Here is a 20,323-nt window from a genome sequence, read left to right as displayed (position 1 = left end):
GCAGCCGGAAAGCCACATCAAGGTGCAACGGCGTCGGGCAGCGTTCTATTTCTCGTCGGACCGACCGGCAGTTCGTCCCTCCGACGGACGCGACGGCAGCTGTGGACCGCTCGGTCTTCGATGCGTTAGCCTGTCGTCCTGCGGCCTCGGGGGGAGGCTGCCGCGATGCAGTTCTGGGGGCGTAGCCGTGGGGGCGGATCGATGAGTACCGTGCGTTTCGTTCGCGGTGCCCGACGGGAAGTACCTCGATCTCCTGGCGGGGAAGTCACCCTGCAGCCGCCGCCCGAGATCCCGCGCGCGGTGCCGGGCAACCTGCTGATGAAGCTGATGCCGCTGGTGATGGTTGCTGCGATGGTCGGGATGGTCGCGCTGATGTTCACCTCCGGTGCAGCGGCCAACCCGATGATGTTGATGTTTCCGGCCATGATGCTGATGTCCATGGCGGGGATGATGGCCGGCGGCGGGAAGTCGGGCGGTGCGCGCACGGCCGAGGCGAACGAGGACCGCAAGGACTACCTCCGCTATCTGGATCAGCTCCGCCGCGACGTCGCCGAGACCGAGCGCGCTCAACGCAGAGCCCTCGAATGGAGTCACCCGGCCCCCGAGACGTTGTGGTCGATCGCCGGAACCGAGCGCATGTGGGAACGGCGACTGGCGGATCCGGATTTCGCGCACGTACGCGTCGGCCGTGGGGATCAGCGGCTTGCCACTCGACTGGTTCCGCCGGAGACCGGGCCGGTGGAAGAACTCGAACCCGTCTCGGCTGTGTCTCTGCGCCGATTCGTGCGGGCGCATTCGGTGGTGGCCGCACTGCCGACTGCGGTGTCACTGCGGGGATTCGCGGCGCTGTCCATCGCGGGAGATCGAGACGACGCCCGGGCGATGGTGCGCGCGATGTTGGCCTCGCTGTGCAGCTTTCACGGACCCGACCACGTCGCTGTCGCGATCGTCTGCGGTCCGGACACCGTGCAGCAGTGGGAGTGGGCCAAGTGGCTTCCGCACACCCAGCATGATGCTCTGCGCGACGGGGCCGGGTCCGCTCGGATGATCTTCGGCAGCTTCCTCGAACTCGAGAGTGCGCTCGGCGACGTGCTGTCGACGCGAAATCGGTTTGCGCGCGGAGCTGTGCCGGTTGCAGGTGTCGTGCAGTTGGTGATCGTGGTGGACGGCGGGCTTCTGGACAACCGATCGACCGATCTCACCGACACGGGCCTCGATTCCGTCACGATCATCGATCTGTCCGGCCTGTGCCCCAGGCTCGCTGCATCGCGTGGTCTTCAGCTGTTCGCCGAGAACGGATCGATCGGGGCGGTCAGCGGAACCACGGTCGAGGTGTTCGCCGTCGCGGATTCCATGAGCACCACCCAGGCGCACACCGTGGCTCGACGCCTGTCGCCGTATCGTGCGCCGTCGTCCTCGTCGGTGGTCGACGTCGTCGACGACGGCGGAGTACCGATCTCGGGATGGAACAGCCTGGTCGGTATCGCCGATGTCGGTGCACTCGACACGGACCGCGCGTGGACGATGCGGCGCGGACGCGAGAGGCTGCGGGTACCGATCGGGGTCGCCCCCGACGGCAGCGCCGTCGAGATCGATCTGAAGGAATCCGCCGAGAACGGTATGGGACCTCACGGATTGTGTATCGGGGCAACGGGTTCCGGAAAATCGGAGTTTCTTCGCACGCTCGTGCTGGGCTTGGTGTCGACTCACTCGCCGGAACAGCTGAACCTGGTGCTCGTCGACTTCAAGGGCGGAGCGACGTTCGCGGGCCTGGAGTCGGCACCGCACGTGGCCGCGGTCATCACCAACCTGTCCGAGGACTTGGCGTTGGTGGATCGAATGCGCGATGCGTTGGCCGGCGAAATGAACCGGCGGCAGGAGTCGCTGCGCTCGGCCGGCAACTTCGCGAACGTTTCCGACTACGAGAGGGCGCGAGCCGCGGGAGCGGATCTGGCACCGATGCCCGCCCTGTTCGTGGTGGTCGACGAGTTCTCGGAATTGCTCAGTCAGCAACCGGAATTCGCCGAGCTGTTCGTCGCGATCGGCCGACTCGGACGTTCTCTGCACATGCACCTGCTGCTCGCCAGTCAGCGCCTCGAAGAGGGAAAATTGCGCGGTCTCGACAGTCACCTGTCGTACCGAATCGGCCTGAAGACGTTCTCCGCGAACGAGTCTCGATCGGTGCTCGGAGTTCCCGACGCCTATCACCTGCCTGCGCAACCGGGTGCGGGCTACCTCAAGTGCGATTCGGCCGAGATCGTCAGGTTCGCTGCGGCGTACGTCTCCGGTCCCTACTCGCCGCCGCGTTCCGGTCCTGGCGCGCGGCCCACGCTCGGAGGCGATATCAGGCCGAAACCCTTCACCGCCTACGCGGTACCGCTCGACTCCATCGACCTCGGCCGCATCGAGGCTGCCACTGTCCCCGAAACAGAACCCGATCCGGTCGACTCCGAGAGCACCGGTGCGACGGTGCTCGACGTGGTCGTCGGACGAATCCGGGGTCGCGGAATGCCGGCCCACGAGGTGTGGCTGCCACCGTTGGACACCGCACCCACGTTGAACCGGTTGCTGCCCGCATCGGTTCTGACCGAACGCATCGGTCCGCTCGCCGCCCTGCGGGCCCCGATCGGCATCATCGACCGGCCTTTCGATCAGCGCCGCGATCTGCTGACCGTCGATCTGTCCGGTGCTGCGGGCCACGTCGCCATCGTCGGCGCCCCGCAATCGGGTAAGTCGACGGCGCTTCGGTCGCTGATCCTGGCTCTCGCGATGACGCACTCGCCCGCGCAGGTCCAGTTCTACTGCTTGGATTTCGGCGGCGGAACGCTGGCCGGGCTGGCCGATCTGCCGCACGTCGGATCGGTGGCCAACCGGCTCGATGTCGATCGGGTTCGGCGGACCGTGGCCGAGGTCGCCGGCATCGTTCGGCAGCGAGAGAAGACATTCCGTGATCGCGGGATCGACTCCATGGCGGAATTCCGACGTCGACGTGCAACGCAACCCGTCGACCCCGAGGATCGGTTCGGCGACGTCTTTCTCGTCATCGACGGTTGGCCGTCCATCAGGTCCGATTTCGAGAGCCTCGAACAGCAGATCGCCACCTTGACGACGCAGGGCCTCGCCTTCGGTCTGCATCTGATCCTCACCGCGTCTCGGTGGGCGGAAGTTCGGCCTGCGACCAAGGACCTGATCGGCACCAGATTGGAACTGCGGCTGGGAGATCCGTCGGATTCGGACATGGGCCGAGCCAAGGCGGCGAGCGTTCCCGAGGGGCGGCCGGGCCGGGGCATGACCAGGGACGGACTGCATCTGCTGATCGCACTTCCACGGGTGGACGACGTCTGCTCCGTCGACGACCTCTCTCGCGCAGTCGGTGAGTCGGTCGCCGCGATCGCGGATGCATCTACGGGAAGCCCGGCACCGCCGGTGCGTATGCTGCCGGAGCTGCTCGAACGATCCGCGGTTCTCGATCAGCTCGGTGATGCGTGGCCACGAACCCGTGGCGGCATCCCTGAGCTCGGAGTTCCCATCGGCATCGACGAGGCCGAGTTGGCGCCGGTGGTGGTCGATTTCGCGGAGAATCCACATTTCGTCGTGTTCGGCGACAGCGAGTGCGGCAAGACCTCGCTGTTGCGCGGAATCTGTCGATCGCTCGTCGAGGCGAACTCGTCCGACACCGTCAAACTCATCGTCGCGGACTATCGCCGAACTCTGCTCGGCACCGTCGATTCCGAACATCTGGCCGGGTATGCGGCCTCGCAGGCGACGCTGACGGCCATGCTCGTCGACCTCGCCGGCCGGATGGCCGATCGCATGCCGGGTGCAGACGTGACCCAGCAGCAGCTTCGCGAGCGGTCGTGGTGGAGCGGCCCCGAGGTGTTCGTCGTCGTCGACGATTACGACCTGGTCGCCACATCGTCGGGAAATCCGTTGGCCCCGTTGGTGGAACACCTTCCCCACGCGCGAGACATCGGGCTGCACGTCATCGTGGCGCGTCGTTCCGGCGGAGCAGGCCGGGCGCTGTTCGACCCGGTGATCGGACGGTTGCGCGATCTGGTGACGCCGGGGCTGGTCATGAGCGGAAGCCGCGACGAGGGGAACCTGCTCGGGACGGTCCGTCCCAGTGCCATGCCGCCCGGACGTGGGGTATTCGTCGACCGCTCGGGCCAGGCACTCGTTCAGCTCGGACATTCGAGTTGACGAACCCCTCGTGGCGTTATGCCGCAGTGCATCTGGGCTACACGGAGATCTCCGTCGTCGCCACGGGCGGAGCCTTCGAGGGCCCGAGAGAAAGCGTCGGATCGGCGTTCGCCACGGTGGAGGGTGGCCGTCTGGTGTTCGGCCTGAGCACGGCGGGGGACGAGATTCCGCCTCTGCTCTGCATCGACGATGCGTCGATACCGGTGGGGAGCACGGTGTGGGACCGGGAGGCGGTACTCCACGGAATCGTGTGGTCGGCCCTGCAGGGTGCGGGGGTGCACGACCGACTCGACGTGCTCGAGATCGCGTATCCGTCGACCTGGGGTGAGCAGCGCTCGGGCATCGTTCGCGCGATGTTTGCGACCTCGGCGAACGAGGTGGTGCTCGTGGAGACGGCCGAGGCCGCCCTGTCGTGGTCGGGTGAACGCGCGCCGTCCGCCGCAGTGGTCGTCGAAGTCGGGGCTCTCGATACGTCCGTCGTCGTCCTCGACGAATCGGGGGCGCACGGCGGAGACACCGGCGCGATCCTGCCGTTCGGTACGGGCGACGACGACGGTTGGCGACGAGCGGTCGGGGAGTACGTTCGGTCGTCGGTCACGCACTGCCCCGACGAGGTGTACGTGGTGGGGGCACCCCGCGCCGGAGCGGATCTCGTCGTCGATCACCCCACGCAATGGCTGACCGGACTCGATGTCGCCAGGTCGCTGTACCGGCGAGCAGGGGCGGATATCGTCCCGGCACCGTCGGTCCGTGCGGCGACGACGCGATCGGCGGCATGGCTCGACGAGGTCACCGCACCGCCGCGGTCCCGGAAGAAGCGGCGTCCACCACTGCTCGCGGCAGTGGGCGCCGCGGCAGCGGTCATCGCAATAGTCTGCGCAGCTGTGTATTTCACCGGACAGCCTCCGAGCAGTTCCGATATTGCTGCGGCGCAACCCTTGTCGTCTGTCGAATCCCCGGGTGCTACGCCGTCCCTCGTCGAACCGCCACTTACAACGACGCCCGATGTGCCGACGCCGGTCGAGACGATGACGTTCGTGTCCGGGCGGGTCTCGATGCGGTTGCCGGGTACCTGGACGAAGGTGGACGACCCGGACCGCATGGTGCTGATTCCGCCGACCCCGCCCGAGCGTCGGATCGTCGTCACCGTGGCCGACCTGTTGCCGGGTTCGACACAGGAGCAGGTTGCCGACGAGCTTCGGTCGGCCATCGATGCACGCGGGCCGGATTCCACCATCGGATCTCTCGAACCCACCCGCGATTTCGGCGGCCGCGTCGGGATCGCCTACACCGAGAGACCGATCGACGACTCGACGGTGCTCTGGCGCGTGTTCGTCGAGTCGGACCTACAGGTCAGTATCGGTTGCCAGTTCGAGGGAGAGGACGCGACGGTGATCGACGCCGAATGCGGGCAGGCAACGCAGACGTTGGAGATCGTCCCGGCGTCGTGAGAGCCGCCCACAGTTTTTCGCGTACGGCCGGAACCGAATCGAGGTGTCGTTGCGTCAAAGGAGATGTAGGGGAGTGAGCGGGCCGACAGTGGCCTCTCGGTCGAGCAGCACGTGTACCGCGGGTGCATGTGAATCGAGTATCGAAGACAAGGAGTCGAAGTGGGATATCCAGGGGGACCGGAAGCTACGGGTTCGTCGAACGGCGTCACGGTCACACCGCAGGAGCTCGTCGCTGCAGGAGCCACGATCGAAGGTCTGAGCGTGTCGATCAACGCGTCCAATTCGGCCGTTCGCTCGATCGTCGAGCAGACCGCCGAGGCGTGGGTCGGCAAGGCAGGCAAGTCCTTCCAGGACGTCATGGCCCAGTGGGACACCAGTGCGCAGAAGATGCGGAGTGCGCTCGAGCAGATCTCCGCGGACATCAAGACCAACGGCCACGGTTACTCGGACGCCGACGACGACAACGTGTCGGCCGTGAACCAGGTGGCCGGATCCCTGAACTCGGGACTGTCCTCGTTCAAGTGAACGTCGCTCCCGGTGACCGCACGACAATCCACACGACCACGCTCGACCAAGGAGACCGATCCGACATGAAATACGACTTCGCGCAGATCGCGGCGCTGACCGAGGCGATGAACAAGCAGGCGAACGTGACCAAGGACCTGCTCGGGGACGTGGACAGCACCGCGAAGCGGCTCTACCAGTCCTGGGAGGGTGACGCGATGACGTCCTACTACGAGCTGCAGCGTCAGTGGACCTCTGCATCCGACGAGCTCAACCTCATTCTGTCGAGCCTCGTCGCGGCCGCCCGAACCGGTGGCGAGACGATGCACGGCGTCGAGATGGCGAACAAGGCGCGGATGGCTCGCTGACCTGTCGTCCCGAAGAGTGGATGCCCCGACCGAGACATCGGTCGGGGCCTTTCGTCTTCTGGTGAGCTCGGTTCTCGAGAGCCTGGTGTCCTGGTCACGACGCCGGCCGGGGTGTCTACTGGTGCGGTGACGGACTTCGGAGCAGTACTGGGGGCCGAGCGGTCTCGTGCCGAGCATCGACTGGCGTCTCTTCGGGCCGAACTGACGTCGGTGATCGAAGGATCGCGGTTCACCACGGACGACGACGAGCACGATCCCGAGGGGTCGACGATCGCGTTCGAGCGAGCGAAGATCGCGGCGCTCATCACCGACACCGAATCCGAGATTCGTGAGATCGACGCGGCGGTCTCGCGGCTCACGGCCGGGACGTACGGTTCCTGTGAGCGGTGCGGAAGCGAGATCCCGGCGATCAGACTCGAGGCGCTGCCCGCTGCCCGTCGATGCATGCAGTGTGTGCGCCTGCGCTGACGACGTCGGCGAGCGGAGGCGTTTTGACCTGGGCGTCCGCTCCCGGTATCGTTCCCCGTTGGCGTGTATGGGCTCGCCGCGTACTGATGTGCGCATCGAGCTCTTGTCCTCGGGTCTCAACTGGCCGCCGAGGGCATCCACTCGTCTTGGCCAGCAGCGACATCATGAAGACAGGAATTTTCTGTGTCTACTTACGCCCCGAAGGCCGGGGACACCACCCGGACGTGGCATGTGATCGACGCCACGGACGTCGTGCTCGGACGCCTCGCCGTCCAGGCCGCGACTCTGCTCCGCGGTAAGCACAAGCCCACCTACGCACCCAACGTCGACGGTGGCGACTTCGTCGTCATCATCAACGCCGAGAAGGTTGCCATCAGCGGCAACAAGCTCGACGGCAAGTTCCACCACCACCACTCCGGCCATCCGGGCGGTCTGAAGTCGCGCTCGACCCGTCAGGTCCTCGAGAGCAACCCCGATCGTCTCGTGGAGAAGGCCGTCGTCGGCATGATCCCCAAGAACAAGCTCGGTAGTGCCATCGCGAGCAAGCTGAAGGTCTACGCGGGACCGAACCACCCGCATGCCGCTCAGCAGCCCGTTCCGTTCGAGATCAAGCAGGTGTCCCAGTGACGGCGCCGGAGGGAAATGACGTGACGTCGCAGGAGAACATCGAAGAGATCGCCGCCGACGAGTTCGTGGCAGTCGAAGATCCCGAGGTGGTCTCGGACATCGAAGCTGCGGCCGCTCCGGCCCCGATCGTGTTCGATCGCCCGATCCAGACCGTCGGTCGCCGTAAGGAAGCCGTCGCTCGCGTTCGGTTGTCCTCGGGCACCGGCGGATTCAAGCTCAACGGCCGCACCCTGGAGGATTACTTCCCCAACAAGGTGCACCAGCAGCTGATCAAGGCTCCGCTCGTTCTGGTGGACCGCGCAGAGTCCTTCGACATCGTCGCGCTGCTGCACGGTGGCGGACCGTCGGGACAGGCAGGCGCACTGCGTCTGGCCATCTCGCGCGCACTGATCGAACTCGCACCCGACGATCGCCCGCCGCTCAAGGCCGCGGGCTACCTCACGCGTGACGCGCGTGCAGTCGAGCGCAAGAAGTACGGCCTGAAGAAGGCCCGTAAGGCGTCGCAGTACTCCAAGCGCTGACGCGTCTTACCCGTTTCATCCTCGAGGGCAGGCATCCAGCAGTATCGGACGCCTGCCCTCGAGGCATTTCCCCCCACCACATTCTCTCCCTCGAAGGGGTTCTTGGTTCATGGCGCGATTGTTCGGCACCGACGGAGTTCGGGGACTGGCGGGCGGGTTCTGACCGCTGAGCTGGCGTTGAGGATCGCGCGCGCCGCAGCCGCCGTGTTGGCACCGAACGTCGACGGCGTCAGGGCTGTGGCAGTGGTCGGTCGTGATCCGCGAGTGAGCGGGGCGATGCTGAGCGCAGCCGTTTCCGCCGGACTCACCGCATCGGGGGTCGACGTGATCGACGTCGGAGTACTGCCCACACCCGCAGTCGCCTACCTCACCGCCGAATATGACGCGGCGCTCGGTGTGATGATCTCTGCATCCCACAATGCGATGCCCGACAATGGAATCAAGATCTTCGCCGCGGGCGGGCACAAGCTGGACGACGACGTCGAAGACCGGATAGAAGCTGCCCTCGATCCCGAGGGGCGCTCCCGGAACGACGCACAGCCCTTCGACGCCACCGGTGCCGCGATCGGCCGTATCGAGCTCGCGCACGACGCCGCGGCGCGCTACACAGAGCATCTCGCCGGATCGGTGTCGCATCGACTCGACGGCGTGACCGTCGTGGTGGATTGCTCGCACGGTGCCGCCTCGGTCGTCGGGCCCGAGATCTACCGGCGGGCCGGTGCGACGGTCGTGGCGATCAACGCAGAACCCGACGGTCTCAACATCAACGACGGGTGCGGATCGACGCACCTCGAGGGCTTGCAGAAGGCCGTCGTGGAGCATGGTGCCGACCTCGGTATCGCGCACGACGGAGACGCGGACCGATGCCTTGCCGTCGATGCGTCGGGTTCCGTGGTGGACGGCGACGCGATCATGACGGTACTGGCCATCGCGATGCACGACGCGGGGCACTTGACCGACGACACGTTGGTCGCGACGGTGATGAGCAACCTCGGTCTGCACATTGCGATGCGCGAGGCCGGAATCACGTTGCGTACCACAGCAGTCGGAGATCGGTACGTGCTCGAGGAGCTGCGCCGCGGCGGCTTCGCGCTCGGCGGCGAGCAGAGTGGACACGTCGTGCTGCCCGCGGTCGGAACGACCGGAGACGGGATCGCCACTGCCCTGCGACTGATGGAGCGGATGGCTCAGACCGGGCGTTCGCTCGCGGATCTGGCGTCGGCCATGCGGACGCTGCCGCAGGTGCTGATCAACGTGCGCGTGTCCGACAAAGCAGCGGTGGCGTCTGCACCGTCGGTATCGGACGCCGTGGCGTCGGCCGAGCGCGAACTCGGGGAATCGGGTCGAGTTCTGTTGCGCCCCAGTGGTACCGAACAGTTGGTGCGGGTGATGGTCGAAGCGTCCGAACTCGACGTCGCGACCCGGCTCGCCGAAGAGTTGGCGGGCCGGGTCGCGTCGGTCTGACGTCTCAGGCGGTCAGTTCGCGTAGTGCGGTCAGCTGCGCGACGCGTCCTGCGGTGTTCTCGGCGAGCGGCGCGACATTGAGGGTGGTGACACCTGCTTCGGCGAAGGCTGCCACTCGCTCCTTGACGAAGCTTTCCGGTCCGATGAGGTTGACCGCGCGAGCGAGCTCGTCGGGAACTGCCGCAGCGGCCTCCTCCTTCTTGCCGGCCAGGTACAGGTCCTGGATCTTTTCGGCCTCGGCCTCGTACCCGTATCGCTGAGCCAGGGAGTTGTAGAAGTTCTTGCCCTTGGCTCCCATGCCGCCGATGTACAGCGCCAGGTGTGGCTTGACCCAGGGGAGGTACTTCTCCGCATCCTCGCCGATGGCGAGGGTGGGACTGGCGAAGACCTGGAGATCGCCGAGTGACGGGTCACGCTTGGCCTTGCCTGCGGCGAGCGAATCGCCCCACACATCGGCGGCCTTCTCCGGGAAGTAGAAGATGGGCTGCCAGCCTTCGGCGATCTCGGCGGTGAGTTCGACGTTCTTGGGTCCGAGTGCGGCAATGACGACCGGAATGCGATCGCGCACAGGATGATTGATCAGCTTCAGTGGCTTGCCCAGGCCGGTTCCCTTGTCGGCGGGCAGCGGGATCTGGTAGTACTTGCCCTGGTGCTGCACCTTCTCGCGGCGCCAGACCTGGCGGCAGATCTCGATGACCTCGCGGGTCCTGGCGATCGGTGCGTCGTACTTGACGCCGTGGAAGCCCTCGACGACCTGAGGTCCCGATGCACCCAGTCCGAGTACGAACCGGCCATCGGAGACGTAGTCGAGACCGGCGGCGGTCATGGCGGTCAATGACGGTGTCCTGGTGTAGATCTGGAAGATGCCGGACGCGATCTTGATCGTGCTCGTCTTGGCCGCGAGGAATCCGAGTTGGCTGACGGCGTCGAACGAGTAGGCCTCGGGCACGAAAATGATGTCGAGACCTGCCTTCTCGAGCTCGGCGACCTCGGCAACGGTCTCGTTGAAACCACCGCTGTAGTTCAGCATCGTTCCGATGTGCATGGGACTCCTAGTTCGGTGAGCAGCTGGTGCAGCCACTTCAGGTACCTGTTACGGACATTTCACATCGGGACGTTACCGCTCCCTGGGGAACCGATGTGAGTCGGCGCACGTCATAGTGAGATAGGGGCACTTCGAGGGGGGAACGGGAACGTATGAGCGACGGAGTTCGGGTGGACGCGGACCGAGTTCGCGGCGTGGCAGATGCATTGGCGGTGTCTGCGGAGGCGCTCGGCGACGCCGCCGATTTCGTTGCCGACGCAGGCTTCGGTACAGCCGGGGCCGGACGGAACTACGGTGACCTCGGCGCTGCCTATTCGCAGGCGCACCTCGGGCTCGGGCGTGCCGTCCGGGCATGGAGGTCCTCGGTCGACGACATTTCCGATGCCCTCACCACCGCGATGAACGAGTACGAGCAACAGGACGACGCCACCTCGTACGCGATCGAGTCACACCGGTGACACCCCCTCCGGCCTCGTCCGGCGACGGGGCGTCGATCGACGAGATTCTCGATGCGAATGCAGAAGGACTGCTGTACTTCGAGCGCTTCCTGCCGCTGGCCGGCCGTGTTCCAGGCGTCGACGTCCCGCAGTATCAGGACGTGTGCGCCAGGTACGACGAGCAGCGCGGACTCAACCTGGGTGCGCTCGGAGACGACGCCGACGCCGTCGGGGCGGTGTCCGCAGTACTCGCCGATCAGCTCGAGGAGCAGATTCAACTTCGCCGGGTCCTGCAGTTGCGCTGGCACGGTGATGCGGGGGAGGCGGTGCAGACCTATCTGTCGGCCGAACAGGAAAAGGCTTCGCAGTTCCTCGCGTCGATCGAAGATTCTCATCAGACGATGTGTGCGGCCGTCGACGTGCTCCGTGACGCGGTGACCGACAAGGCCGAGCTCGTCGGCGGCATCGACATCGACCTGGTGGACGGCAAGGATGTCGACCAGATCGATGCGATTCTGGTTGCGTCGGGGGTCGAGTGCCTCCCGGTCGATCGAGAATCGGTGTTCCCACGATTGGCGTCTGCCTTCGAGGACCTGAAGGACAGGGCGCGCGGCGGCGATGTCTCCGACGAGTTCGCTGCCGAGGTGGCCGAACGCTGCAGGCGCTGGATCGACACCGAGTTCGTTCCGCGGGTGCAAGGTACGTGCGAGGCGGTCCTCGGAGCATGTGGAGCCACGGACACCGCTGTCCGAAGCTGTCTGGCATTGGTGGTGGACGTTCTGGGCAGTGTCCACGAGCCATCGTTCGACGAACTCGACGACGGCGGTTGGACGATAAAACCCGGAGTATCAGTGCCGTGGCCGGGGCCGGACGGCTCGTCCGCAAACCCGGCTCCCGCCGAGATCGGTTCGGCACCCACCGGTTCCGGAGCCGCACCGGCCGCTCTCGGTTCGGCAGCGGTCGGACCTGCAGCGGTCGGAAACGCAGCGGTCGGACCGGCGGCGTCACTCCCCGGCAGCCCCGCACCCGTCGGAGCAGACGGCGTGGATCCGGCCGAATCTGTCAGCGAAGACGGTCCCGTCGGTGACGAGCTGGAGGATTCTCTGGACGGGCTCGTGGATCGAGTGGTCGCCGGCATCATCGACCGCGTCGACGATGCGCTGACCGAGACGATCGACGGTCGAGATCTCGAAAGCTCCGGCGACACCGCAGACGACAACCGGGCCGGTGACGACAACACGAAGGAGGCTGCTCCGGACGGGAGCGGCGACCAGAGACCCGAGTCGGCACCGCTGCCGCAGCCCGGGCAGCCGTGGCCTGCGGCCACCGACGAGCGTGGTCATCTCGAGGCCGAGCTCGATGGGCATCGTGCCCGCATCGCGCTGACGCACGACGGTGCGGTGACCCTCGAACTCGAGACTCCTGGACTCGAAACACGCTCGTTCGAGCTCGGAATCGGACCGTTCGGCCTACCCGAGATCGTCGAGGTTCCCGGTGGCACCGACGAGGTGGACGCACCGGCTTCTGCTGCAGCGTTGCCGTCCGAATCGGTGCCGTCCGAATCGTTGCCTGCGGCCGAATCCGTCGCGGCGGAGGAACCCGTGCCGCCTGCCGAACCGGTTCCTGCGACCGAGCCGGTGCCTGCGACCGAGCCTGTGCCTGGGGCGGAACCTGCGCCGCCGTCCGAAGCCGATTCGAATGCACAGGAGCACTGCCCGCCCGAGTCACCCGACATCGAGCCGCCAGCGGTGCAGCATCCGGTAGTTGCGGATCGACCGGTCACCGATGCGCAACCCGCCGACACGGGTAGCGGTGCCGGCCTGAGTGAAGCGGGGGAGCTGTGAGCACCGACAGCGGGTGGCGTCGGGATCTGCATCGAATACGCGACGAGCATCGAATCGCGATGTCGCGGGCGGCCGAGGCGTTGAGTCGGGCCCAGGCTCCTGCAGTCGACCGAGCCGGACGGAATTCACTCGATGTGAGCAGAGCGGACTCCGACGTCGAGCCGGTGTCGGGATCGGTGCTGCAGCCGGCTCACCTGGACCGGCGAGAACCCACTCCGCATGTCGAGACCGATCCCGACGAACGGCCGAGGACCTGGCTGGTGTGACACCGTTCGGTGACGATCGGGACTAGCCCCGTCCGAGCAGCGCCTTGATCGACGCTGTGGCTTTGGGCTTGGGCTGCTCCCCGAGCGGAGCGTGCGGATCGACCGCCCTGGTGCCGTCGATCTCTCCTGCTGTTCCGGCCAGCTCCTCGTAGTCGGAGTCACCGGTCAGGTGGAACAGCAGGAAGGCGGTCAGGACCGCGCGGGTGCGTTGCTGAGTCTTGCGGTCGGGCTTGTTGATACCGAGTGCGCCGAGGATCCGGCGGCCCTCGACGAATCCGTCCGCCGTCGAGCCGTCGATTCGTCGCAGGATGGACGGTCCGTTCCAGGCCTGGGCGAGCGCGAGTGAGTTATCGGTGAGCGAATCCGCGTTCGAGTTGTCTCCGACGACGAGTCCCGGCACGGTGAGGCCCGCGGCGGCGTCCTCGGACGAGGGTGCCGTCGGTGCGGGGAACAGCGCGGCGACGGCCTTGATGTCGGATCGCCGGGACGCGGCGAGAACTGCGGTGCCTGCACCCATCGCGTGGCCTGCTGTGGCGAGTTTGTCCGGATGCACGCTGATGTTGCCGGGGCCGAGACGCACGCCGGTCATGATGTCGAGCACAGTGCCCAGATCGGTGGCGAGGCCGCGATGGGACGGTACGAGACCGCGCTCGGTGTCCGGTGCCGCAACCACGATGCCCCAGGACGCAAGATGCTTCAGGGTGTCGGTGTAATGGCTGGGACGCAGCATCCAGCCGTGTGCGAAGGCCACGCCGGGCAGTCCGAAGCCCTCGGCGGGGGTGTAGACGACACCGGGTTGCCCGGCGAGGGCCAGGTCGCCTCGGAGCACCTTGTGCGGGCCGCGCTTGGAGAGAGCAGATGCCAGCTTCTTCGGTTTCGCCACGAGAGATGACGCTACCGAATCGATGCGCATCAGGGGGACACCGGACACGTCGACCCGAGCGAATGGGTCGTGCGCGCCCTGCCGAGTACCCTGGTTGTCCATGTGCGGAATCGTGGGTTACGTCGGCCACCGCCCAGCTCTGGGTGTGGTGGTCGAGGCGCTTCGGCGTATGGAATATCGGGGTTACGACTCGGCAGGCATCGCCATTCTGGACGGCGCGGGAGCGACGGCAGTCGAGCGCAAGGCCGGTCGCCTGGCGAATCTCGAGGCCGAACTGGACGACATCGGCACCGACACGTTCGTCGGCACCACCGGAATGGGTCACACCCGGTGGGCGACGCACGGCCGTCCCACCGACCGCAACGCTCACCCGCATCGGGACGCGTCAGGAACCGTTGCGGTGGTGCACAACGGAATCATCGAGAACTTCGGTCCGCTGCGTGCCGAACTGGAAGCAGTCGGCATCGAGTTCCTGTCCGACACCGATACCGAGGTGGCCGTCCATCTCGTCTCGCGTGCCTACGCCGAAGGCCCGACTGCGGGCGACTTCGTGGCCAGCGCGAAAGCAGTTCTGCGTCGTCTCGAGGGTGCGTTCACCCTGGTGTTCACCCATTCCGATCACGCGGACACGATCGTCGCGGCTCGTCGCTCCACGCCCCTGGTACTCGGTGTCGGCGAGGGCGAGATGTTCCTCGGGTCCGACGTCGCTGCGTTCATCGAGCACACCCGCGACGCCGTGGAACTCGGCCAGGACCAGGTCGTCGTGATCACCGCCGACGGCTACGGCATCAGCGATTTCGAGGGCAACGAGGCGCAGGGGCGTCCGTTCCGAATCGACTGGGATCTGGCAGCCGCCGAGAAGGGCGGCCACGACTACTTCATGCTCAAGGAGATCCAGGAGCAGCCCGCAGCGGTGGCGGACACATTGCTCGGTCACTTCGACAACGGTCGAATCGTGCTCGACGAGCAGCGACTGTCCGATCAGGAATTGCGCGACGTCGACAAGGTGTTCGTCGTGGCCTGCGGTAGCGCATACCACTCCGGCCTGCTCGCCAAGTACGCGATCGAGCACTGGACCCGGCTGCCGGTCGAGGTGGAATTGGCCAGCGAATTCCGCTACCGCGACCCGGTTCTCGATCGTTCGACCCTCGTCGTGGCCATCTCGCAGTCCGGCGAGACTGCGGACACACTCGAAGCCGTTCGGCACGCCAAGGACCAGAAGGCGCGAGTTCTCGCGGTGTGCAACACCAACGGCTCGCAGATTCCGCGCGAGGCGGACGCTGTGCTCTACACGCGGGCCGGTCCGGAGATCGGCGTCGCGTCGACCAAGGCCTTTCTCGCCCAGGTGACCGCGAACTACCTGGTCGGGCTGGCGTTGGCGCAGGCTCGCGGCACCAAGTATCCCGACGAGGTTGCGCGTGAATTCGCCGAACTCGAAGCGATGCCCGAGTTGGTGCAGCGGGTTCTCGAGACGGTCGAACCGGTTCGGGCGCTCGCGCGCGAGCTCTCGACGGCCACGACCATTCTGTTCCTCGGCCGACACGTCGGATACCCCGTTGCTCTCGAAGGCGCGCTCAAGCTCAAGGAGCTGGCGTACATGCACGCGGAGGGCTTCGCGGCCGGCGAGCTCAAGCACGGTCCGATCGCGCTGATCGAGGACGGCGTTCCGGTGATCATCGTGATGCCGTCGCCGAAGGGTCGGGCGGTGTTGCACTCGAAGATGCTGAGCAACATTCGCGAGATCCAGGCGCGCGGTGCGCGAACGGTCGTCATCGCCGAAGAGGGCGACGAGGCAGTGCGCCCCTTCGCGGACAACTTGATCGAGATCCCGGCGGCCTCGACGCTGTTGCAACCGCTGCTGTCGACGATTCCTCTGCAGGTGTTCGCGGCCGAGGTCGCCCAGGCGCGCGGCTACGACGTGGACAAGCCGCGCAACCTGGCCAAGTCCGTCACCGTCGAATAGCGCTCGGCATGCGCGGCTACTACACACCCGAGCAGATTAGGAATGCGGAAGCGCCGCTGCTGAATTCCCTGCCGAACGGCGTTCTGATGCGCCGCGCCGCGTACGGACTGGCCACGGTCGTGGCGGGCGAGCTGGCCGTGCGTACAGGAGGCGTCGCGGGGCGTCGCGTGACGATTCTGGTGGGCACGGGCGACAACGGCGGTGACGGTCTGTGGGCCGGGGCGTATCTGCGTCGACGCGGCGTCTCGGTGTCGGCTCTCCTGCTCGACCCGACGCGGGTGCATGCCGAAGGTCTCGAGGCCCTGCGCTCGTCGGGCGGACGCGTGGTGACTCGGTGCGGACCTGCCGACATCGTGGTCGACGCCATCGTGGGGATTTCCGGCAAGGGTCCGCTGCGGCCCGATGCTGCTGCCGTGGTCGAGCAGATCACCGCACCGATCGTGGCAGTGGACGTGCCCAGTGGAGTCGACGTGGAGACCGGTGCCGTCTCGGGGCCGGCCGTGACGGCCGACGTGACGGTGACGTTCGGTGCCCGCAAGCCCGTTCACGTGCTGGCCGTACCTCGTTGTGGCCGAATCGAACTCGTGGACATCGGCCTGGAGCTGCCGGCTCCGGCGATGACGTCGTTCGAGCCGGCCGACGTGGGACGGGTGTGGCCGATCCCGACAGCCGCGGCCGACAAGTACTCGCAGGGTGTGGTGGGTGTCCTGGCCGGCAGCTCCACGTTCCCCGGTGCGGCACTGCTCTGTGTGGGCGCAGCGGTCGCGGCCACCTCCGGAATGGTCCGCTATGTGGGAAGCGCAGGCGCAGAGGTCGTGTCGCACTATCCGGAGGTCGTGGCCGCCCCGGACCTCGACGCGGCGGGACAGGTGCAGGCGTGGGTGGTCGGTCCCGGTTTCGGCACCGACGAGGAGTCGGCGGACATCGTGCGCCGAGTTCTCGAAACGGACCTGCCGGTCGTCGTCGACGCGGATGCGCTCACGGTTCTCGCGCACAACGAACGCTGGGTTGCCGGACGCGCCGCACATACGCTGCTGACCCCGCATGCCGGAGAATTCGCCCGCCTGACGGGAGCCGACCCTGCACCCGACCGGATGGGATCGGTTCGAGATCTTGCTGCGCGCTGGGGCGTCACCGTTCTCCTCAAGGGACGAGCGACGATCGTCGCCGACGCAGACGGCACCACGTACGTCAGCGACGCCGGGGGATCGGCCGCATCGACCGCAGGCTCGGGCGACGTACTCTCCGGCATCCTCGGGGCCCTGCTCGCGTCAGGAATGACGCCGTCCACCGCGGCTGCCTGCGGAGCGAAGGTCCACGCACTGGCCGCAGCCCGTGCGGCTCACGGGTCGGACGGAGAGTTCGCGGCACCCATTTCTGCGAGTCCGCTGTGCGAGTCCATCCCCGACGCCATCCGAACCGTGCGCTCTCTCACAGTCTGACCGTGGTCGTGCGTGGCCCACTTCCGGTTCGTGATGTGTCACGAGATGTGCCACCCTGATCCGTCGTATCGGCGGCTCGGATGGCACTATCGAATGTTGTGACCATCGGCTGCGGCGACGAGAGGACCGATCCTCGGACGGGTTCGGGCGCGGTGGCGTCCGTCGACCTCGACGCCGTGGCCCACAACGTTCGCGTGCTGCAGCAGTTCGCCGGGGACGCCGCCGTGATGGCGGTGGTCAAGGCCGACGGCTACAGCCACGGTGCCGTCGAAGTCGCACACGCCGCAGTCGCAGCGGGGGCGCACGAGCTCGGCGTCACCACCATCGGTGAGGCCCTCGAACTCCGCGCTGCCGGTGTGACGGTCCCGGTGTTGGCGTGGTTGCACCGAACGGACTCCGATTTCGCGGCGGCGATCGCCGAGCAGGTGGGGATCGGGGTCTCCACGGCTGCCCAGCTGGACGCCGTGGTCGAAGCAGCACGCCGAGTCGGTTCCACCGCTGATCTCTCGCTCAAGATCGATACCGGGCTCAATCGCAACGGGGTCGCGGAATCGGATCTCGACGTCGTACTCGACGCCACTGCGGCCGCCGTCGCGGAGGGCGCAGTGAGATTGACCGGAATGTTCTCGCATTTGGCCTGCTCGGACGAACCGGCGCACCCCGCCAATGACGCCCAGGCCGAGCGGCTTCGCGACGCGGTGCGGCGCGCCACCCGACGCGGAACGCCTCCCGCCGTCGTGCACCTGTCCAACTCGGCAGCCACGCTGACCAGACCCGATCTCGGTTTCGACCTGGTCCGCCCGGGTATTGCCCTGTACGGCTTGTCGCCGGTCCCCGAGCTGGGAACGTTCGGGTTGCGCCCGGTCATGACGCTATCGGCGCAGGTTGCGAACATCAAGAAGGTGAGCGAGGGTGAGTCTGTGTCCTACGGCTACACCTGGACCGCTTCCGCCGACACCGTGGTTGCACTCGTCGCACTCGGATACGCCGACGGGGTCGTTCGCCGCCTCAGCGGGCGGTTCGAGGTGACCATCGCAGGTCGTCGCTATCCCTCGGTGGGACGAGTGTGCATGGATCAATTCGTTGTCGACCTCGGTGGTGACCGCTCGGGTGTCGCGGTCGGCGACGAGGCGCTACTGTTCGGATCAGGGGACAGGGGAGAGGCGCACGCTCAGGATTGGGCGGATGCGCTCGAGACAATCAGCTACGAAGTCGTCACCGGCGTTCGTGGACGCGTCCGACGACGGTTCGTCGGCGCTCGCGCAGGGGAGGCGACGATCTAGATCATGCTCGGATTGCTGGAGAGTATTGCGATTGTGGTGCGCGAGACGGCGTTCCGGTCCAACAAGGACCCGCTGGCCACCGAGAACCTCGACCTGATGGACGCCGATCGCGGCAGTATCGTGACCGCGGACGACGGTGTGCCGCTCGCGGTACGCGAAGTGGGTCCGTCGGACGCCGAGACCACCGTGATCTTCGTCCACGGCTACTGCCTGCGCACGTCGTCGTGGCATTTTCAGCGCCGCGCCCTCGAACAGCAGTGGGGCTCTGCGGTTCGCATGGTCTTCTACGACCAGCGCGGTCATGGACGTTCGGGAGTCCCGAGCCCGGAGAGTTGCACCATCGGCCAGCTCGGCCTCGATCTCGATGCGGTGATTCGCTCGGTGGTACCCAAGGGGCGCATCGTTCTGGTCGGGCACTCGATGGGCGGAATGTCGATCCTGTCCATGGCGCGGCAACGATCGGACGTGCTCCGTCAGCGAGTCATCGGCGCAGTCCTGATCTCGACGACAGCTGCCGGTCTCGCGCAGTCCGGGGTGGGTCGTAGTCTGCAGAATCCGGCGGTCGACGCGTTCCGGCTCGCGGTGCGGACGTCGCCCGGCTTCGTGCAGTTCGGTCGCGGTGCTGTGCGTGCGCTCATCTCACCGGTACTGCGCGCGGCGTCCTACGGGACCAGGGTGTCTCCGCGCCTGGTGGCGTTCTCGCAGTCGATGATCGACGACACCTCCGTCGTCACGATCGTCAATTTCCTCGAGACGCTCGAGTTGCACGACGAGTCCGAGGCCCTGCTGGAATTCGAGAACATTCCGGTGTCGGTGGTGTGTGGCGACGAGGATTGGATCATTCCGTTCGCCAGCTCGGAGGCTCTGGCTCAGGCTCTGCCGCGTTCGGAGATGGTGCGTGTGCGCCAGGGTGGGCATCTGGTCCAGCTCGAATTCCCCGAACAGGTCAACGGCGCGATACAGCGTCTCGTGGCACGGGCAACGGAGGCCGCGGGCAAGAAGCGACGGTGGGGCGTTGTCTGACGATCCGCTGACTCTACCGGTGGACGTCGAATTGGTCACTGCCGCAGACACTGCCGAGTTCGGTACCCGGCTTGCGGACGTGCTGGTCGCCGGTGATCTGGTGATTCTCGACGGCCCGCTCGGGGCCGGAAAGACCGCCATGACCAAGGGGATTGCGGCCGGACTCGGTGTGCAGGGCCGCGTCACCTCGCCGACGTTCGTCATCGCCCGCGAGCATCGGCCCGGCTCACGGCCCCATGGATTGCCGCCGGTTGCGCTGGTCCACGTCGATGCATATCGGCTCGGGATGACGGGGCAGTCGGCGGTCGACGAACTCGATGCCCTCGACCTCGATACCGACCTCACCGATGCCGTCGTCGTGGTCGAGTGGGGCGAGGGATTGGTCGAGAAGCTGACGGACGGCCATGTGTCGGTTCGTCTGACTCGTGATCCGGACTCCGACGTTCGGCGCGTGACGGTGAGTCGGGTGCACAGCGGGGTGGATCCGCGCGAGCGGCCCTGACCGGGTACCGGGTGCGCGGCCGTATCCCCGGT

The 20,323-nt window shown here is 66.6% G+C and carries 17 protein-coding genes and 1 pseudogene; 16 read left to right on the top strand and 2 right to left on the bottom strand.

Annotation, left to right across the window (positions count from 1 at the left end; genetic code table 11):
* The first annotated feature begins 201 nt into the window (after window positions 1–201).
* The 8 genes and pseudogenes from eccCa to glmM all read left to right on the top strand — a co-directional run bounded on the left by eccCa (window position 202) and on the right by glmM (window position 9,603).
* On the top strand, window positions 202–4,200 hold the full coding sequence (eccCa, locus tag AYK61_RS08020) for a type VII secretion protein EccCa (protein ID WP_121870427.1): 3,999 nt from the start codon (window positions 202–204) through the stop codon (window positions 4,198–4,200).
* On the top strand, window positions 4,197–5,651 hold the full coding sequence (locus AYK61_RS08015) for a type VII secretion-associated protein (protein WP_147458298.1): 1,455 nt from the start codon (window positions 4,197–4,199) through the stop codon (window positions 5,649–5,651). The genes eccCa and AYK61_RS08015 overlap by 4 nt, the downstream gene beginning before the upstream one ends.
* A gap of 159 nt (window positions 5,652–5,810) precedes the next feature.
* Window positions 5,811–6,176: a WXG100 family type VII secretion target gene (locus AYK61_RS08010; RefSeq protein ID WP_179273621.1), complete on the top strand. Its 366-nt coding sequence runs from the start codon at window positions 5,811–5,813 to the stop codon at window positions 6,174–6,176.
* A gap of 65 nt (window positions 6,177–6,241) precedes the next feature.
* Entirely contained in the window at window positions 6,242–6,523 is a 282-nt protein-coding gene (locus AYK61_RS08005) for a WXG100 family type VII secretion target (protein ID WP_128645625.1), read from the top strand.
* Between the two features lie 126 nt (window positions 6,524–6,649).
* A complete protein-coding gene (locus tag AYK61_RS08000) occupies window positions 6,650–6,991 on the top strand; it encodes a TraR/DksA C4-type zinc finger protein (RefSeq protein ID WP_121870424.1) in 342 nt (113 codons plus the stop codon).
* 183 nt (window positions 6,992–7,174) lie between these two features.
* Window positions 7,175–7,618, top strand: a complete 444-nt coding sequence (rplM, locus tag AYK61_RS07995; RefSeq protein WP_037188282.1) for a 50S ribosomal protein L13 — start codon at window positions 7,175–7,177, stop codon at window positions 7,616–7,618.
* On the top strand, window positions 7,615–8,139 hold the full coding sequence (gene rpsI, locus AYK61_RS07990; RefSeq protein WP_032397516.1) for a 30S ribosomal protein S9: 525 nt from the start codon (window positions 7,615–7,617) through the stop codon (window positions 8,137–8,139). The genes rplM and rpsI overlap by 4 nt, the downstream gene beginning before the upstream one ends.
* Window positions 8,140–8,248: 109 nt before the next feature.
* A pseudogene (glmM, locus tag AYK61_RS07985) lies at window positions 8,249–9,603 on the top strand (phosphoglucosamine mutase).
* Between the two features lie 4 nt (window positions 9,604–9,607).
* On the opposite strand, the gene AYK61_RS07980 reads toward glmM, so the two are convergent.
* Window positions 9,608–10,648, bottom strand: a complete 1,041-nt coding sequence (locus AYK61_RS07980) for an LLM class F420-dependent oxidoreductase (RefSeq protein WP_094611794.1) — start codon at window positions 10,646–10,648, stop codon at window positions 9,608–9,610.
* A gap of 152 nt (window positions 10,649–10,800) precedes the next feature.
* On the opposite strand from AYK61_RS07980, the gene AYK61_RS07975 reads away from it, so the two are divergent.
* From AYK61_RS07975 to AYK61_RS07965, 3 genes are read left to right on the top strand one after another with little or no spacing between them, the layout of a single operon-like run.
* The gene (locus AYK61_RS07975) at window positions 10,801–11,106 is read left to right on the top strand and encodes a type VII secretion target (RefSeq protein WP_121870423.1); all 306 of its coding nucleotides are present in this window, start codon (window positions 10,801–10,803) and stop codon (window positions 11,104–11,106) included.
* On the top strand, window positions 11,103–12,929 hold the full coding sequence (locus AYK61_RS07970) for a hypothetical protein (RefSeq protein WP_121870422.1): 1,827 nt from the start codon (window positions 11,103–11,105) through the stop codon (window positions 12,927–12,929). The genes AYK61_RS07975 and AYK61_RS07970 overlap by 4 nt, the downstream gene beginning before the upstream one ends.
* On the top strand, window positions 12,926–13,195 hold the full coding sequence (locus AYK61_RS07965) for a hypothetical protein (protein ID WP_121870421.1): 270 nt from the start codon (window positions 12,926–12,928) through the stop codon (window positions 13,193–13,195). The genes AYK61_RS07970 and AYK61_RS07965 overlap by 4 nt, the downstream gene beginning before the upstream one ends.
* A 22-nt stretch (window positions 13,196–13,217) precedes the next feature.
* Here the strand turns inward: AYK61_RS07965 and AYK61_RS07960 are convergent, their stop codons facing one another.
* Complete coding sequence (locus AYK61_RS07960; protein WP_237669595.1) at window positions 13,218–14,108, bottom strand: dienelactone hydrolase family protein; 891 nt, start codon at window positions 14,106–14,108, stop codon at window positions 13,218–13,220.
* A 70-nt stretch (window positions 14,109–14,178) separates the two neighbouring features.
* Here AYK61_RS07960 and glmS point away from each other — a divergent pair, with 70 nt between their 5' ends.
* The 5 genes from glmS to tsaE all read left to right on the top strand — a co-directional run bounded on the left by glmS (window position 14,179) and on the right by tsaE (window position 20,291).
* Window positions 14,179–16,041, top strand: coding sequence for a glutamine--fructose-6-phosphate transaminase (isomerizing) (gene glmS / locus AYK61_RS07955; protein WP_121870420.1), 1,863 nt, complete (start codon window positions 14,179–14,181; stop codon window positions 16,039–16,041).
* Window positions 16,042–16,049: 8 nt separating this feature from the next.
* Window positions 16,050–17,483, top strand: coding sequence for an NAD(P)H-hydrate dehydratase (locus tag AYK61_RS07950; protein ID WP_121870419.1), 1,434 nt, complete (start codon window positions 16,050–16,052; stop codon window positions 17,481–17,483).
* 80 nt (window positions 17,484–17,563) lie between these two features.
* Entirely contained in the window at window positions 17,564–18,766 is a 1,203-nt protein-coding gene (gene alr, locus AYK61_RS07945; RefSeq protein ID WP_183130207.1) for an alanine racemase, read from the top strand.
* A gap of 3 nt (window positions 18,767–18,769) precedes the next feature.
* Window positions 18,770–19,789 carry an alpha/beta fold hydrolase gene (locus AYK61_RS07940; RefSeq protein WP_121870417.1) on the top strand — a complete coding sequence of 340 codons (1,020 nt, stop codon included), beginning with the start codon at window positions 18,770–18,772 and terminating at the stop codon, window positions 19,787–19,789.
* A complete protein-coding gene (gene tsaE / locus AYK61_RS07935; RefSeq protein WP_121870416.1) occupies window positions 19,782–20,291 on the top strand; it encodes a tRNA (adenosine(37)-N6)-threonylcarbamoyltransferase complex ATPase subunit type 1 TsaE in 510 nt (169 codons plus the stop codon). The genes AYK61_RS07940 and tsaE overlap by 8 nt, the downstream gene beginning before the upstream one ends.
* The last annotated feature ends 32 nt before the right edge of the window (window positions 20,292–20,323 follow it).

It is taken from the genome of Rhodococcus sp. SBT000017 (assembly GCF_003688915.1).
Classification (GTDB): Bacteria; Actinomycetota; Actinomycetes; order Mycobacteriales; family Mycobacteriaceae; genus Rhodococcoides.
Note: the sequence above shows the minus strand (reverse complement) of the source record. Positions and strands in the feature narration are given on the sequence as shown.

What these genes read in the sequence shown, in the direction of transcription:
- eccCa (WP_121870427.1), top strand. Translation starts at nt 202, where the DNA reads ATGAGTACCGTGCGTTTCGTTCGCGGTGCCCGACGGGAAGTACCTCGA.
- AYK61_RS08005 (WP_128645625.1), top strand. Translation starts at nt 6,242, where the DNA reads ATGAAATACGACTTCGCGCAGATCGCGGCGCTGACCGAGGCGATGAAC.
- AYK61_RS07980 (WP_094611794.1), bottom strand. Translation starts at nt 10,648, where the DNA reads ATGCACATCGGAACGATGCTGAACTACAGCGGTGGTTTCAACGAGACC.
- AYK61_RS07975 (WP_121870423.1), top strand. Translation starts at nt 10,801, where the DNA reads ATGAGCGACGGAGTTCGGGTGGACGCGGACCGAGTTCGCGGCGTGGCA.
- AYK61_RS07960 (WP_237669595.1), bottom strand. Translation starts at nt 14,108, where the DNA reads ATGCGCATCGATTCGGTAGCGTCATCTCTCGTGGCGAAACCGAAGAAG.
- glmS (WP_121870420.1), top strand. Translation starts at nt 14,179, where the DNA reads ATGTGCGGAATCGTGGGTTACGTCGGCCACCGCCCAGCTCTGGGTGTG.
- AYK61_RS07950 (WP_121870419.1), top strand. Translation starts at nt 16,050, where the DNA reads ATGCGCGGCTACTACACACCCGAGCAGATTAGGAATGCGGAAGCGCCG.
- alr (WP_183130207.1), top strand. Translation starts at nt 17,564, where the DNA reads ATGGCACTATCGAATGTTGTGACCATCGGCTGCGGCGACGAGAGGACC.
- AYK61_RS07940 (WP_121870417.1), top strand. Translation starts at nt 18,770, where the DNA reads ATGCTCGGATTGCTGGAGAGTATTGCGATTGTGGTGCGCGAGACGGCG.